This window comes from Syntrophales bacterium, assembly GCA_030655775.1.
Classification (GTDB): domain Bacteria; phylum Desulfobacterota; class Syntrophia; order Syntrophales; family JADFWA01; genus JAUSPI01.
This window is the reverse complement of record JAUSPI010000267.1, coordinates 19,978-35,558: the sequence shown is the minus strand read 5'-3', so window position 1 is coordinate 35,558 and position 15,581 is coordinate 19,978. Positions and strand designations below refer to the sequence as shown.

The following is a 15,581-nucleotide window of genomic DNA, read 5'->3' as shown; positions in this document are numbered from 1 at the left end:
CTAAAGGGGGCAAAGCCGCAACCCCAAAAGTGCCTAAAGTTTGAAGTGCCTAAAGTGAGCTAAAGTTAATGTACACGCCTTCGGCGCGGTCAAATTCGAAACAGGCTGCGCTGAAAGCGCATTTTTTAACTTTAGGCACTTTAGTTCACTTTACACTTTTAACTAAATCTGTAATATCCTTTTCCGAAACTTTTCCCAGAGCTGCTAAAGAAATGGTGTCGAAGCTGAAGATATCGCCGGCCAGATTTTTTATGTCTTCCCTGCTAACGGCTTCTATATTTTTTACAATCTCTTCTACTGGGATATTACGTCCGAATAAAATCTCATTTTTTGCAAGTTTTGTCATACGGTTGTCGGTACTTTCCATACTTAATAGCAAATTTCCTTTTACCAGCTCCTTGGCTGAATGAAGCTCTTTTTCTGTCAGTAAATTACTCCTGAGCTTATCCAATTCTTCAAATATCAAACCAATGACATTCTTAACCTTATCTTCACTGGTAGCCACGTAAATACCCAATATGCCCGCGTCCCTGTATGGAACGAGATAAGAACTTATGGAGTAAGCAAGCCCCCTCTTTTCCCTGATTTCCTGAAAAAGTTTCGAACTCATGCTTCCTCCAAGAACAATATTCATTAACAGGGCGGGATATCGCAGTTGGCTTGTGGAAGGGGGAGCAGTGGTACCGACAATAATATGTTCCTGTTCCAGATCTTTTTCAATTACGGCAACTGCAGGTGTTATGAGAGGTTTGTTATGCAATTCTTTTATCGATTTTCTTTCTAACGATCCAAAGGTGTTCTTGGCAAGATTAACCAGGACATCATGTTTCAGATTACCTGCAGCGGTCAACGTTATATTTTCCCCTGTGTATCTTTCAGTAAAAAAGTTAATAAGGCTATCTCTTCCAAAATTGACAACCGTTTCCTTTGTTCCTAAGACAGGAAGACCTAAGGGGTGCCCATTCCAGAAGGTTTTCTCGAAAAAATCGTGAATAAAATCATCCGGTGTATCTTCCACCATAGAAATTTCTTGAAGAACCACCGACGATTCCTTTTCTATTTCCGCGGGATCAAAAAGAGAGTTTTTTAGTATATCAGCAAGAAGGTCAATCGCCATAGCAAGATGGTAATCTGGAATCTTAATATAGAAGGCGGTTAATTCCTTGCCGGTAAAGGCATTCATTACGCCACCGACAGAATCGATCTCCGATGCTATGTCAAAGGCGGATCGATTCTTTGTCCCCTTGAAGAGCATGTGCTCTATGAAATGGGCCATCCCGTTTATGGTATAATTTTCACTGCGAGAACCGCACCTGACCCAAACCCCTATTGAAACCGATCTCACATGATTGATCTCTTCAGAGATGACCCTTATGCCATTATCCAGAACGGTCTTATTCTGCATCGTGCTCAAGTGCGTCCTTCCTGCTCAATCTTATTTTCCCCTGCCTGTCAATCTCGATAACCTTAACAGACACCTTGTCGCCTTCATTAAGGACATCCGTTACCTTATTGACCCTTTCCCTGGCGAGCTGAGATATATGTACCAGGCCGTCTGTACCCGGCAATATCTCCACAAAGGCTCCAAAATCGACAACTTTCCTTACCGTACCGAGGTAAATCTTTCCTACTTCCGCATCTTCGGTCAGCATCTTGACCATGGCAACAGCCTTACTTGCCGCCTCCGAATCATTGGAAGCAATCGTCACCGTTCCATCATCCTCCACATTTATATCGACTCCTGTTTCACTTATAATGTGCCTTATGTTCTTTCCACCGGTGCCTATGACGTCTCTTATCCTGTCCGGCTTGACCATTATAGTGGTTATCCTCGGGGCATAAAGCGAAACATCTTCCCTCGGTTCAGCAAGAGTTTCCTTCATTTTTTCAATTATAAAAAGTCTTCCTTCCCTTGCCTGATAGAGAGCTTTTTTCAGGATATCCTCTGTGATGCCATCGATCTTTATGTCCATTTGCATGGCAGTAATACCCTTATTTGTACCACACACCTTGAAGTCCATATCACCTGCGTGATCTTCATCGCCAAGAATGTCGGAAAGGATGACGACTTCTTCACCTTCCTTCAATAAACCCATGGCAATACCGGAAACCATACTCTTTACCGGCACTCCCGCATCCATTAAGGAAAGGATCCCTCCACAAACCGTGGCCATGGATGATGAACCGTTGGAGGATAATGTCTCGGAAACAATCCTTATTGTGTAGGGGAACTCTTCCTGAGAAGGAAGAAGAGGAAGCAATGCCCTTCTTGCGAGCGCTCCATGTCCTATTTCCCTCCTTCCGGGACCTCTTAAAAATCTTGCCTCACCTACGGAATAAGGGGGAAAATTATAGTGCAGCATAAATGTTCTTCTCTCCTCCCCGCTTATGTAATCCATCCTCTGCTCATCTGAAGACGTGCCGAGTGTGAGAACGGCAAGGACCTGGGTTTCCCCCCTGGCAAACAGTGCTGATCCGTGCGTCCTTGGAAGAAGCCCTACCTCAGAACTGATCGGCCTTATGTCCGTATTAGACCTGCCGTCTATTCTTTTCTTTTCATTTAAAATCATAGCCCTGAGGAACTTTTTTTCTAACTCTTCCAGGACGGTCTTCACCATTGGACCAAGCTCGGCATTTTCAGAAGCGAATTCAGCTACGACCGACTCTCTCACCTGATGCAGTTTTGCCTGACGGTCCTGTTTTTTCTGAATCGCATAAGCCTCTTTCAGAGATGTCATGGCCATATCAGAAATGCTCTTACGAAGGTCCTCATCAATTTCAACCGGTTCTACTGGTCTCTTTTCATTGCCTATAGCCTGGCGAATTTGATCCTGAAGCGTAATTACAGGCCTGATCGATTCCAGACCAATCTTTATAGCTTCAACTATCACATCTTCCTCAACTTCAAGAGACCCTCCCTCGAGCATCACTAAGTTGACATCAAATTCTCTACCACCTGTGCCTGGAAGAATTTTTCTTCCAACTAAAAAGAGATCCAGGTCACTGTTGTTTAGCTGTTCCGTCGTAGGGTTACATATAAGTTCTTCCCCAACCCGGCCAACTCTCACACCGGCAACCGGTCCCTCAAAGGGAATGTCCGATATCTCAAGGGCAGCGGATGCACCCAGCATAGCGACAATATCGGAATCATTTTCAGCATCCAATGAAAGCACTGTTGCCACAATTTGCGTCTCATAAAAATATCCATCAGGGAAAAGAGGTCGTAAGGATCGATCAATAATCCTGCATGTCAGGATCTCATTATCATTAGGACGTCCTTCTCTCTTAAAAAATCCACCAGGAATCTTACCTGCCGCGTAGGTCATCTCCTGATAGTCGACGGTCAACGGCATAAAATCAAGGCCTTCTCTTTTGCTTTTCATCGATACTGCCGTGACAAGAACCACAGTATCACCGTAAGTAACGAGAAGAGCGCCATCCGCCTGACCTGCCATATAATGTGATTTCAGAGAGATCTCTCTCCCCGCAAAATTTGCACTAAATATTTTACTCATATTTTCTCCTTTAAAAATTATAGTATGGTAGCCATCATTTAGCACTGCTATGTGTTGGCAAAGCTCAAGTCCTGCACTTCATTTCTGAAAGCTACCTTTGTTTGAGTGCCCGAAAGCAAGCATTTTAATTGCTCTTCTTACTTTCTTATCCCAAGGCGTTCAATAACATTCCTGTACTTCTCTACGTTTTTACCTTTAAGATAATCGAGAAGCCGCCTCCTCTGCCCGACGAGTTTCAAAAGTCCCCTGCGGGAGTGGTGATCCTTTTTGTGAATCTTAAAGTGTTCTGTCAAATACTTTATTCTGGCACTGAGGAGAGCAATCTGAACCTCCGGAGACCCGGTGTCTTTCTCGTGAACCTGAAAGTCTTCAATTATCCCTTTTTTTCTGTCTAATTCCAATACCACTTATACTTCCTCCTTGTTAAAAAATTCTACGCGAGTTTTTTGGCTCCATAGCAACTCCACGTACATTGTATTTGTCATCTTTCGTTAATAATTAAATACCCTTATAATTTCGACCAATTGTTTCTTTGAATCAAGTGCCGAAATCTGGTCAAAGGAATAAAGCATTCTTGCCAGGGCAACAAGGCAATTGCCACTCGAGATAAATTTTATCACTTGTCCAGCAGTAAGAGTATCAATTTGATTCTCTGCCATATCACCAACCAACGGTTGATAGCCATTACGTAATCTGTCTGCTAACCTTTGATCGACATCAATGGTAGGAAAACATGACACTGCATCTACCATCGGGATCAGGTTTTTTAATAACATCTCCTCCGCTTTCTGATGGTTAATATTTTCAAAAGAGATGGCCGATTCCTCAACAAAATAGCCGCTTCTTATCCTTCTCAACGCGGACAAGCATGCTCCACACCCCAATCTCTCACCTATTTCGGAACAAAGGGATCTTATATAGGTTCCCTTGGAACATGATACAAAAAAGGTCACATAGGGCAATTCTACGTTTTCGAGAATTATTTGGTGTATGTCGACCGTCCTGGGAAGGGGATCAACGGCACTTCCCCGTCGTGCCCATTCATACAACGGTTTTCCCTTAAATTTAATTGCAGAATAGCGGGGAGGTTTTTGTTCTATTTCCCCCACAAAACTATTCAACGTATTCTCTATGTCACTTTTGGTGACCCGCGGTTCCTTCCTGGCTGTTATCTTGCCATCTATATCAAGAGTATCAGTTTCAATGCCCAGTAACATAGTGGCCCTGTATTCTTTGCTGTCCATCAAAAAAAACTGAGCAAGCTTTGTTGCCTCATTAATACACACGGGAAGCACTCCGGTAGCAAGTGGATCAAGGGTGCCGGCATGGCCAACTTTCCTTGCGCCGAGTATCTTCTTGATATTTTCAACAACAGCAAATGATGTCTTCCCCGGAGGTTTGTCAATTATTATAACGCCGTTCATACAATCACGCATTCTAAGTGCCTAAAGTGACTAAAGTGAGCTAAAGTGACTAAAGTTAAAAATGCGTTTTCAGCGCAACTTGTTTTGTTTTAACAGCGCCGAAGGCGTGTACCATTAACTTTAGTTCACTTTAGGCACTTCAAACTTTAGTTCACTTCTTTTGTTGATTCACAATACAGGTTACTATACTTCTTTTGACTGTATCAATATCCCCCTGAATCATGCAAGCCGAGGCATTGGAGTGACCTCCACCTCCAAATTCTCCGGCTACCCGTTCCACATTAATTCTTCCCTTTGATCGAAGGCTTATCCTAAAGTTGTTTTCGGACATTTCATTGTAAAGTACAGCAACTTCAACGCCTTCAATTGAACGGGCAAAATCTACAAAGCCCTCAGTATGTTCGGGAAGGGCCCCCGCTTCTTCAAGCATCTTATGGGTAACCACAATGGAACTGATTTTTTCATCCCAATCGGACTCGAATGTCTCGAGAACCTTCGTCAGAAGTTTAATTTTAGCAGGAGGATTCATCTCATATATCCTTTCAGCTATCCGTTGGGGGTTCGCTCCTTTTTCCACGAGTTTTCCTGCTATTGTGAAAGTATCTCTTCCGGTGTTGGAATAGCGAAACGACCCCGTATCCGTGAGAATGGCCGTATAGAGGTTTATTGCGATGTTTTCAGTCAGGGCAACACCCATTTTTTCTAAGAGTCGATAAATTATTTCTCCGGTGGAACTCGCTTCAGGATCGATCAGAGACATATCACAGAACCCCCCGTTTGAGATATGGTGATCTATGTTTATCATCTTCTTAATGGCAGCACTAACACGGGCAGATTCATTTCCCATCCTGTCAATTTTACTGCAATCTAATACAAAAACAACATCAAAATTTTCAAGAGATTCAAGGGTGTTGACAATAAATTCAGCGCCAGGAAGAAATCTGTAAATTTCGGGGGTCTCATCCTGGTTGTAAACAACAGCCTCTTTTCCCATATTACGAAGGGCATGGTACATGGCCAGTTCTGATCCTATGGCATCACCATCGAGCCGAATATGGGAGGTTATAAGAAAATTCCGGCAAGAATTTATGACCCTGACAATTTTATCAAACATCTGTCCCCTTTTCCTTCAGTTCTTCCAACAACCTGTCTATACGAGTCCCGTAATCGAATGATTTATCGTAAATAAAGGTTATATTAGGTACATAGCGAAGCTGCAGTTTCATTCCCAGCTCTCTTTTCAAAAAACCGGTAGCCTTTTGCATTCCTGTCATGGTTTCTTCACTGCAGGTATCGCTGCCCATCTGTACAAAAAAAACCTTTGCCAAACGAAGATCATCGGACAATTTCACACCGGTAATGGTAACATGTTCAATTCTCGGATCTTTTACACGTTTCAATAAGATATCTGAAATTTCTGCTTTTATGAGATCGGCTACCCTGTCAGCTCTTTTAAAGTTCGCCATAATCGTTTACCGTGACATCTTTTATGTAATCACACTGTTCTGCAATATCGGAAAGGCTGGTGATTTCAATTTTCGAATTCAATATCTCAGCGAGGTTTAAACTATCAATAAACCTGAGAATTTCATCTGTTTTGGAATTGATGTAACTCGAATTATTTCCCACCACACTGAATCCGATCCTGCTCCTTTTCCAGTTGTCGTTATTACCTACCTCTGCTATGGATATATTGAACCGGTTCTGTGTTCTCTTCAATATACTGCGCAGAACTCCACGTTTTCTCTTCAGAGATCTGCTGTCAAAAATATAAATATCTACTATACCTATGCCGACTACCATTTCATGAAAATTGTTATAATTTTCTTTCTATTTGCTCTTTAATATAAGCCTCGATTGTATCTCCTACCTTGATATCATTGAAACCATCTACCGTTATACCACATTCAAACCCTGAGGCGACTTCACTCGCGTCATCTTTAAATCTCTTGAGTGAAAGTATCTTGCCGTCATAAATAACCACCCCATCCCTTACAACTTTGAGATTGGAATTCCTTATCACTTTACCGTCTGTAACGTAGCTGCCAGCGATGATGCCCACCTTTGGCGCCTTAAACAGCTGCCGAACCTCAGCACGCCCTTGAACCACTTCTTTGTAAACTGGATCAAGGAGTCCCTCCATAGCGGCTTTCACATCGGCAATTGCGTCATATATAACGTCGTAGAGCTCTATATCTACTCGTTCCTGTTCAGCAATTTCTGAAACTCTGGCGTCAGGTCTTACATTAAATCCTATAATAATCGCATCGGATGCCGATGCCAGCATTACGTCATTTTCTGTAATTGTACCTGTGGAGCTGTGAATAATATGCAATTTTATATCCTTGGTACTAAGCTTGTTCAATGCCTCGGATAAAGCCTCTATAGAGCCCTGGACATCGCCTTTTATGATTACATTCAGTTCTTTTATTCCTTCTTTTATTTTTTCATACAGCTGATCAAGTGTGATCTTGGAAGAAGCACCAAGTTCCTTCTCCCTATCTTTTATTAACCAGTGTTCTCCGATGCTGCGCGCCTTTTTTTCGTCCTCAACACAAACAAAATCCGTGCTTACCTGGGGTACATTTGAAAAACCTATAACCTCCACCGGCGTGGAAGGTCCGGCTTCTTTTACACGTTGTCCCTTGTCATTTATGATGGCCCGAACCCTGCCGTACTCTTTTCTGGAAATAAAGGCGTCACCCTCTAATAGAGTTCCTTCTTGAATCAGAACTGTAGCTACAGGACCCCTGCCCCTGTCAAGTTTTGCTTCTATTATAACGCCACGGGCAAATCTGTCAGGGTCTGCCTTGAGTTCCATAATGTCTGCCTGGAGAAGTATCAATTCAAGTAGATTTTCTATCCCGGTCTTCTCTTTTGCTGAAATCTCGGCATATATCGTGTTCCCACCCCATTCTTCAGGGACAAGATCATGCTCCGATAGTCTCTGCCTTATTCTTTCGGGATTGGAACCCGGTTTATCAATCTTATTTATGGCAACAATGATCGGGACGCCAGCCACGCGAGAATGGTTAATTGCCTCAATGGTTTGTTCCTTTACTCCGTCATCGGCAGCTACAACAAGAACAACAATATCTGTTACCTGGGCACCTCGGGCTCTCATAGCAGTGAATGCTTCATGCCCTGGGGTATCCAGGAACACGATATCTCTGCCTTTCAAATCTACATGATATGCACCTATGGCCTGCGTAATTCCGCCGGCCTCTCCGCCTATAACATTCGTTTGTCTTATGGTATCTAAAAGAGATGTCTTGCCATGATCGACATGCCCCATTATAGTTACTACCGGAGCCCTCGGTCTGAGATTGCCCGGAGGGCTATCAATCCTTTTGATAGATTCTTGATATTCATCTACAATAGGTTCCACCTGATATCCAAACTCACTGGCGATTATTGTAGCGGTATCACAATCAATAGACTGGTTTATGGTTGCCATCACGCCGAGCGCAATAAGTTTACTTATAAGTTCACTTACCTTAACACCCATCTTTTTAGCCAGATCGCCGACACTTATTGTATCTGCCACTTTTATCCTTCGCTTGATTGCCTTTGGAGTTGTAATCTCCGTCTTCTTCATCTCGACGATGGTCGCCTTTTTCCCCTGTTGCCAAGCTGCCGGTTTTTCAATCCTTTCCTTTTTCTTACGCCTTAATTTCTTCTCGATGAACTGCTTTATAAAGATCTTTTTCCGTGGAGGTATCTTTTCCTCTGTTTCTTTTTCAACCTTTTTGACAGCTACCGTTGAGGTGCTGACAGGTAAATCTTCTTCTTTTTTCTTTTCGGGGATTTTCTTTGCCGGTTTCTTCCATGCCACCTTTTCCTTTTCGGGTTCATCTTTAACTTCAGTAATTTCAACAGCTTCTTTTTTCTTCTCTACAGGCACCTCTTCTACGGCTGTTTCTTCATCCACCGGAGGTTCAGAGGGCACTTTCTTCTCGATTCCGACCGGGGGGCGTACAGCCCTTCTCCTGATAACGGTGGATTTTATTCTCTTTTCCTCAACCTCGTGCAGTTCACCTAATGCAAATTCTTTCCGTATCCTCTCAACATCGCTGCTTTCAAGTGAGCTCGAATGTGATTTTACAGCTATACCAAGCTTTTCTAAGCCAGAAATAAACTCTTTACTGCTTATGTTCAACTCTTTTGCCAATTCATAGACTCTCATTTTTGACATTCTTGAAACTCCCCGAATATGTTTTTGTTCCAAAATTTCACTTGGAAGAAGAGGCCCCCGTGGGGCAGACACTATTTGTATCGAAATAAAAGTTTAAAGTGCCTAAAGTGAACTAAAGTGCCTAAAGTTAAGGGATGCGCTTTCAGCGCAGGCTGCATTAACTTTAGCTCACTCCTAATCAATAAACACAAAATGCCATATCGACAAAAAACCGCCGATGTGTTTTGCTGAACATCTAAGTTTGATGCACTCGTAAAAAGTCCAAATCTTGTCACTCCCGCGCAGTCGGGAGTCTATAACACCTTACAATAACTGGATTCCCGCCTACGCGGGAATGACAGAGAGGAACAAAACCCGACTTTTTACGAAACCATCAAGTTTGATGATCTCGTAAAAAGTTGAATTTCCCCTCCCCCGGTGGGAGGGGACAAAGGGGAGGGGGATATAACCGCTTGAAATGTCGTTGCTTTCACCCTCACCCCAGCCCTCTCCCATCAAGGGAGAGGGAGGTTTGTGACTTTTTATGAGACTGTCAAGTTTAACCTTGTTCTTATTTTTTGATGGTCTCTCTATTAACGATTTTTCCTGCTTCTTCAATCCAGGCTAATGCCTTTTTCTCGCTGATTTTTGGAATCATAGTTAACATGTCCGGACTGGCCTGTGACAATGACTTAACATTTTTAAAGCCCTCGTTGAAGAGAAGCTCCGCGGTAACTTCACCTACCCCTTGTATCTGCATGAGAGATTTATATCCTTTTTCTGCCTGTTCCGCTTCGGTTGATTCACTCTTGACATCAATCTTCCATCCCGTGAGTCTTACAGCCAATCTTACATTCTGTCCATTTCTTCCGATAGCCAGAGAAAGTTGATCGTTTGGAACAATAACTTCCATTGACCGCGCCTCAGTATCCACAGTGACCTTGTCAACTTTAGCCGGAGACAGGGCATTGCAGACATATTCTACCTGATCATCGGAATATGGAACAATATCTATTTTTTCCCCTCTTAATTCCTGTACTACACTCTGCACACGGGAACCTCTCATGCCTACACATGCACCGACCGGATCAATATCCTTATCATTTGTTTTAACAGAAATCTTGGTCCTGTTGCCAGGTTCTCTTGATATGTTTACAATCTCAATCAACCCTTCGGAAATCTCGGGAACCTCAATCTCAAAAAGTGCTCTGAGTAACCCTGGATGTGTCCTGGAAAGAATTATCTGGGGACCTTTGGATATTCTCTTTACATCAAATATATATGCTCGAATTCTTTCTCCTCTTCTGAAAGACTCTCTATTAATTTGTTCATCTGTAGGAATTACTCCCTCTGCCCTACCTAGATTAACTATGATGTTTCTTCCCTCAAATCTCTGAACAAAACCATTGACCAATTCTCCTTTTCTATCCAGGTATTCTTCATAAATTTTGTCCCGTTCTGCATCTCTCACCTTCTGGATTATAATCTGTTTTGCTGTCTGAACCGCAATTCTGCCGAAAGTTTGTGCCTCTATCTTCATGCCCAGGCTGTCTCCCAGCTCCGCTTCTTCATCCAGTTTTCTTCGTGCATCCTCCAGAGATATCTGAGTATCAGTATCTAACACTTTTTCCACAACGGTTTTAAACAGAAACACTTCTATTTCTCCCGCAGCTTCATTATATCTGGCTTCCACATCTACATGCGGACCGAGTTTTTTCTTAGCAGCCGTTAACATAGCTGTTTCCAGTACCTCTATAATTGTTTCCTTATCTATGCCCTTATCCCGTTCTATCTGCTCGATCAGGCGTTTAAGTTCCGGCAACATCTAAAAATCCCCCTATTTTTCAGTAATCAGTTCTCAGTGATCAGTCATCGCTGTCCACCAATCATCAATCACTTATGACTAACTAAAATCATACTCAAGAGTAGCCTTAATTATAGTTTCTCTTGGTATGCTATATGTTTTCTCTTTCGTATCAATAATTAGAATCTCTTTTCCGTTAACATCGTTAAAATCTAACAATTTCCCTCGAATAATTTTCTTCCCATCCAGCTTGTTTTTTACTTTAACCTTGATATTATGTCCCCTGTATTTAATGAAATCCTTTTCTCTTGCAAGGGGGCGATCCAGACCGGGTGAAGACACCTCCAGGATGTAAGTATCTGGAAGTACTTCATGTATGTCGAGTAAATCGCTGACCTGATTGCTGATCTCAGAACAATCATCTAAAGTAATGCCCTCTTCTTTGTCCATATAAATTCTTACCAGCCAGCGGGATTTCATCTTCAGACATTCGACATCGACCAATTCCATATCCTCAGATTCGATAACGGATTCTACTACCTTCTTAATCTTTTCCCGGTATATTTGTGATAAATCGTACATATATCGCCAAAAATAAAAAAGTGGGCACATGCCCACTCATCAAACTACTATCGATGATCTATGCTAAGCTAACATAGAAAAAAATTCATTTCAAGAAGAATTTTTGGAGCGGGCGATGGGACTTGAACCCACGACGTCCAGCTTGGGAAGCTGACATTCTACCTCTGAATTACGCCCGCTCAGCAAAAAGTGGCTAAAGTTTAAAGTGCCTAAAGTGAGCTAAAGTTGATGCAATCGTAAAAAGTCTTTTTTTGTCACCCAAAATCATGTCCTGAACTTGTTTCAGGATCATTCAGGGTCTCCAACTCATTGAACTAAAACAAAATATATTCTGCGAGAGAAAACACAAATTTCAAAACTAAGGCATAAGGCAACTAAACGCAGAAGTTGCACTTTGTCAAGGATTTTTTGGTGCCAACCTAACTGTTATTGATTTCCCGTGAGCATCAAGACCCTCCATGCTGGCGAATTTTACTGCCCGGTCACCATATTTTTGTAAAGATTTCCGGGAAAAAGAAATAACGCTCGTTCGTTTCACAAAATCATAAACTCCCAGGGGAGAGGAAAATCTTGCAGTTCCTCCAGTAGGAAGTATATGGTTTGGTCCTGCAATATAATCTCCGAGGACTTCCGGAGTACTGTACCCGAGAAAGACCGCTCCAGCATTTTCTATCTTTTCCAAGAGCTGATCCGGTTCTTCGACCATCAGTTGTAAGTGTTCCGGGGCAAACCTGTTGGTAATCTCAATTGCCTCATCCATATCTTTGGTAACTATCACCGCACTAAAATTCTCTATGGCCCTGGTGGCGATTGATTCTCTTGAAAGACTTTTCAGCTGCACTTCTACTTCACGGGCGACCTTAAAAGCAAATTCTTCCGCAGGCGTTAGAAGGATGGCACTGGCCATTTCATCATGTTCTGCCTGAGAAAGGAGATCTGCTGCAACCACAGAAGGATCCGCCGTCCCGTCAGAAATTATTAATACTTCGCTCGGCCCAGCCATCATATCTATTCCCACTTTTCCATAAACCATTCCCTTCGCGGTTGTCACATACACATTTCCAGGACCAACTATCTTGTCTACCGGTGGAATTGATTCCGTACCGTAGGCAAGAGCTGCTACTGCCTGGGCCCCTCCTATCTTGAATATCCTGTCGACACCGCTCAAATTTGCGGCAGCTAATACGAGGGGATTTATTTTTCCACCCTTTGAAGGAGTAACCATGAATATTTCCCTGACACCAGCGATTTTTGCCGGAATTGTGGCCATGAGGACAGTAGAGGGATAGGGGGCGAGGCCTCCGGGGGCATATACGCCTACTCTGTTGAGCGGTGTTACCAGTTGACCGAGCGTAATTCCCTCCTCTTCGTCAGCCCACCAGGAGCTTGTTAACTGTTTCCGGTGAAATTTTTCTATCCGCCGGGCAGCAAACTCCAGAATCTCAAGTTCACTCGCATCGAGACATTTGATGGCATTTTCTATCTCAGCGGGAGTTACTTCAACCGTGTCGGCATTCAAGGAAATCTGTTCAAATCTCTTGGTGTATTTAAAAAGGGCTGCATCCCCATTTTTAGCTACATCATCTACTATCTCTCTGACAGCGTCCGTCACTGTTTCATCAATCGCTTTTCCCCTGTCCTTGATTCTGTTAAATTCTTTTTCGAACAGAATATCTTCAGTATGGATTACCTTCATCTTATTCCTTTACCCTTTTTATGTTGGCACCAAGGGATGCGAGTTTCTCTTCGATTTTCTGATATCCTCTGTCTATATGATAGATCCTTGAAAGTTCAGTCTTTCCTTCTGCTGCCAAACCTGCAAGTATGAGAGAAGCGGATGCACGGAGATCGGTAGCCATTACCGGAGCACCCCGAAGCCCTGAAACACCTCTTACGATAGCACTGTTTCCCTCGATCAATATATCAGCTCCCATCCGTATCAACTCACTTACATGCATGAATCTGTTCTCAAAAACAGTTTCCGTGATAACACTGAGTCCATCTCCGATAGCCATTAAAGCCATTATTTGTGCCTGGAGGTCGGTAGGGAATCCGGGATAAGGAATGGTTTTTATATTAGTACTCTTTATTTTTTCCCTTCCCACAGCTCTGATACCACCGTCAATAAAAGAAATGTCCATTCCCGTATCGCGCAGCTTGGTTATGAGTGCATCAAGATGACCTGTGTTACACCCCAGAATTTTTATGTCCCCTCCCGTTATCCCCGATGCTATCATAAATGTGCCAGCTTCTATCCTGTCGGGTATAACTGTTGCCTCAACCGGGTGCAAGCTATCAACCCCGTCTATCCTGATTAAATCTGTTCCCGCCCCGCTGATTTTCGCTCCCATACCACGGAGTACTTCAGCCAGGTTTACGATTTCCGGTTCCCTTGCAGCATTTTCAAGAAGGGTAGTTCCCTTTGCAAGGCAAGCGGCCATCATGATGTTTTCTGTACCGGTAACCGTAGGTATGTCAAAATAAACAGTGGCTCCCTTAAGCCTTGACGCTTTTGCCTCAATGTAACCATCGTGAAGAGTTATCTTTGCTCCGAGGTCTTCAAGTGCTTTTATGTGAAGGTTTACCGGTCTGGCGCCTATTGCACACCCCCCTGGCAGGGAAACTCTTGCCACCCCCATCCTGGCTACGAGGGGGCCGAGAACCAGGATTGATGCCCTCATCGTCTTCACCAGATCATAGGAAGCCTCACAACTGGCGATTTTGCCGGCATTGATCCTCAGAACTTCTCCCTCTTCAATTTCCACCCCGAGGTTCTTCAAGAGCTTCTTGATCGTCCTGATATCAACCAGATCGGGAACATTATGAAAGGTGTTCCAACCATCGGTCAAGAGAGAGGACACAAGTATCGGCAAAGCTGCGTTTTTGGAACCGCTTATGCAAACCTCCCCCTCAAGCCTTTTTCCACCATATATAACTATTTTATCCAAATGACCTCCATGGTCTGTAGCCGTAAGCCAGAAGCCGTAAACCAGAAGTCAGGAGACAGGAGACAGGAGTCAGAATAGAAAAATTATTCCCGTTTTCTTCTGTCTTCTGAATTCTGCCTCCTGTCTTCTGTCTTCTGACTTTTTACTTTCTCCTTGCCATGGCGACTCGTTCTATTCCACCATAGTCTGTCCTGAAACCTATGCTGTCATAAACTTTATTTTTTCTTAGCATATCTTCAACTGCACCCTTTTGTCCAGCTCCTATCTCCATAAAGAGCCAGCCACCAAAGTTTAAATAATGACTCCCTTCCCTTATAAGGTCATAATGGAATTCTGTTCCATCCGGGCCTGCAAGTAGTGCCCCCTTCGGTTCAAAAATCCTTACCTCAACGGGGAGGTGCTCAAATTCTTCTTCAGATATGTAAGGAGGATTTGAAACTATTATATCAAAATTTCCTGAAACAGGTTCAAGTAAATTGCCGTGAAGAAAAGAAATTCTTTCCGTAACGCCGTTGGTTGCAGCATTTTTTCTGGCCACTTTGATGGCTTCTATGGATGTATCAGTGGCAACAATGTGTGCCTTTTTAAAATCAGATGCAACAGCCACACTTATCGCCCCGCTTCCAGTACCGACCTCCAGAATCGCTGTCTCCCGATCTTTCACCTCTGAGCAGACCTTGAGTATCTCTTCCACAAGGAGCTCCGTCTCGGGCCGTGGTACCAATACCTCAGGGTTCACTTCGAAAGTAAGAGACCAAAACTCTTTCCTGCCGGTGATGTAGGCGATGGGTTCTCCCTTTTGCCTTCTCTCAACCCAACTTAAAAATCCGATTAAATCTTCATCGGTAATCAACCTTTCAAAATTAGCGTACAATCCGGATCGATCTGTTTTTAAATAAGTAGATAAAAGAACCTCTGCATCTAATCTGGATGAACTAAATCCACTCTCTTGAAAGTTGAGCGTAGTCTGATTTAAAATTTTGAGAATATTCAATGATGACATCTTAATTCCAGAAACGAATTGGTTTTCGGAACGGCAAATGGCGGGTAAATCGACCGGGTGAAATATAAAACAAACATATTGTTCGCAACTGCTCACTATCTCCGATGATTCGCTTCGCTCATGAATCTTCG

At 43.1% G+C, this 15,581-nt stretch carries 13 protein-coding genes and 1 tRNA gene; all 14 read right to left on the bottom strand.

Annotated features, from left to right (window positions below; genetic code table 11):
* Nucleotides 1-145 precede the first annotated feature (145 nt).
* Nucleotides 146-1,405, bottom strand: coding sequence for a pitrilysin family protein (locus Q7J27_15005; protein ID MDO9530447.1), 1,260 nt, complete (start codon nucleotides 1,403-1,405; stop codon nucleotides 146-148).
* Nucleotides 1,395-3,515 (bottom strand): polyribonucleotide nucleotidyltransferase, encoded by a 2,121-nt coding sequence (locus Q7J27_15000; GenBank protein MDO9530446.1) that lies wholly within the window; start codon nucleotides 3,513-3,515, stop codon nucleotides 1,395-1,397. Before Q7J27_15000 ends, Q7J27_15005 begins: the two co-directional genes overlap by 11 nt.
* A 137-nt stretch (nucleotides 3,516-3,652) precedes the next feature.
* Entirely contained in the window at nucleotides 3,653-3,922 is a 270-nt protein-coding gene (gene rpsO, locus Q7J27_14995; protein MDO9530445.1) for a 30S ribosomal protein S15, read from the bottom strand.
* A gap of 84 nt (nucleotides 3,923-4,006) precedes the next feature.
* Nucleotides 4,007-4,939 (bottom strand): tRNA pseudouridine(55) synthase TruB, encoded by a 933-nt coding sequence (gene truB / locus Q7J27_14990; GenBank protein ID MDO9530444.1) that lies wholly within the window; start codon nucleotides 4,937-4,939, stop codon nucleotides 4,007-4,009.
* Nucleotides 4,940-5,090: 151 nt separating this feature from the next.
* Nucleotides 5,091-6,053 (bottom strand): bifunctional oligoribonuclease/PAP phosphatase NrnA, encoded by a 963-nt coding sequence (locus Q7J27_14985; protein MDO9530443.1) that lies wholly within the window; start codon nucleotides 6,051-6,053, stop codon nucleotides 5,091-5,093.
* Complete coding sequence (gene rbfA, locus Q7J27_14980) at nucleotides 6,046-6,405, bottom strand: 30S ribosome-binding factor RbfA (protein ID MDO9530442.1); 360 nt, start codon at nucleotides 6,403-6,405, stop codon at nucleotides 6,046-6,048. The genes Q7J27_14985 and rbfA overlap by 8 nt, the downstream gene beginning before the upstream one ends.
* On the bottom strand, nucleotides 6,392-6,742 hold the full coding sequence (locus tag Q7J27_14975; GenBank protein MDO9530441.1) for a DUF503 domain-containing protein: 351 nt from the start codon (nucleotides 6,740-6,742) through the stop codon (nucleotides 6,392-6,394). Before Q7J27_14975 ends, rbfA begins: the two co-directional genes overlap by 14 nt.
* A 13-nt stretch (nucleotides 6,743-6,755) precedes the next feature.
* The gene (gene infB / locus Q7J27_14970) at nucleotides 6,756-9,134 is read right to left on the bottom strand and encodes a translation initiation factor IF-2 (protein ID MDO9530440.1); all 2,379 of its coding nucleotides are present in this window, start codon (nucleotides 9,132-9,134) and stop codon (nucleotides 6,756-6,758) included.
* A gap of 550 nt (nucleotides 9,135-9,684) precedes the next feature.
* Complete coding sequence (gene nusA, locus Q7J27_14965; GenBank protein MDO9530439.1) at nucleotides 9,685-10,938, bottom strand: transcription termination factor NusA; 1,254 nt, start codon at nucleotides 10,936-10,938, stop codon at nucleotides 9,685-9,687.
* A 78-nt stretch (nucleotides 10,939-11,016) separates the two neighbouring features.
* A complete protein-coding gene (gene rimP / locus Q7J27_14960) occupies nucleotides 11,017-11,499 on the bottom strand; it encodes a ribosome maturation factor RimP (GenBank protein MDO9530438.1) in 483 nt (160 codons plus the stop codon).
* 104 nt (nucleotides 11,500-11,603) lie between these two features.
* Nucleotides 11,604-11,678: transfer RNA gene (locus tag Q7J27_14955), tRNA-Gly, on the bottom strand.
* A 218-nt stretch (nucleotides 11,679-11,896) separates the two neighbouring features.
* Nucleotides 11,897-13,195 carry a histidinol dehydrogenase gene (gene hisD, locus Q7J27_14950; protein MDO9530437.1) on the bottom strand — a complete coding sequence of 433 codons (1,299 nt, stop codon included), beginning with the start codon at nucleotides 13,193-13,195 and terminating at the stop codon, nucleotides 11,897-11,899.
* Nucleotide 13,196: 1 nt separating this feature from the next.
* On the bottom strand, nucleotides 13,197-14,447 hold the full coding sequence (murA, locus tag Q7J27_14945; GenBank protein MDO9530436.1) for a UDP-N-acetylglucosamine 1-carboxyvinyltransferase: 1,251 nt from the start codon (nucleotides 14,445-14,447) through the stop codon (nucleotides 13,197-13,199).
* A 142-nt stretch (nucleotides 14,448-14,589) separates the two neighbouring features.
* The gene (gene prmC, locus Q7J27_14940) at nucleotides 14,590-15,441 is read right to left on the bottom strand and encodes a peptide chain release factor N(5)-glutamine methyltransferase (protein MDO9530435.1); all 852 of its coding nucleotides are present in this window, start codon (nucleotides 15,439-15,441) and stop codon (nucleotides 14,590-14,592) included.
* Nucleotides 15,442-15,581 lie beyond the last annotated feature (140 nt).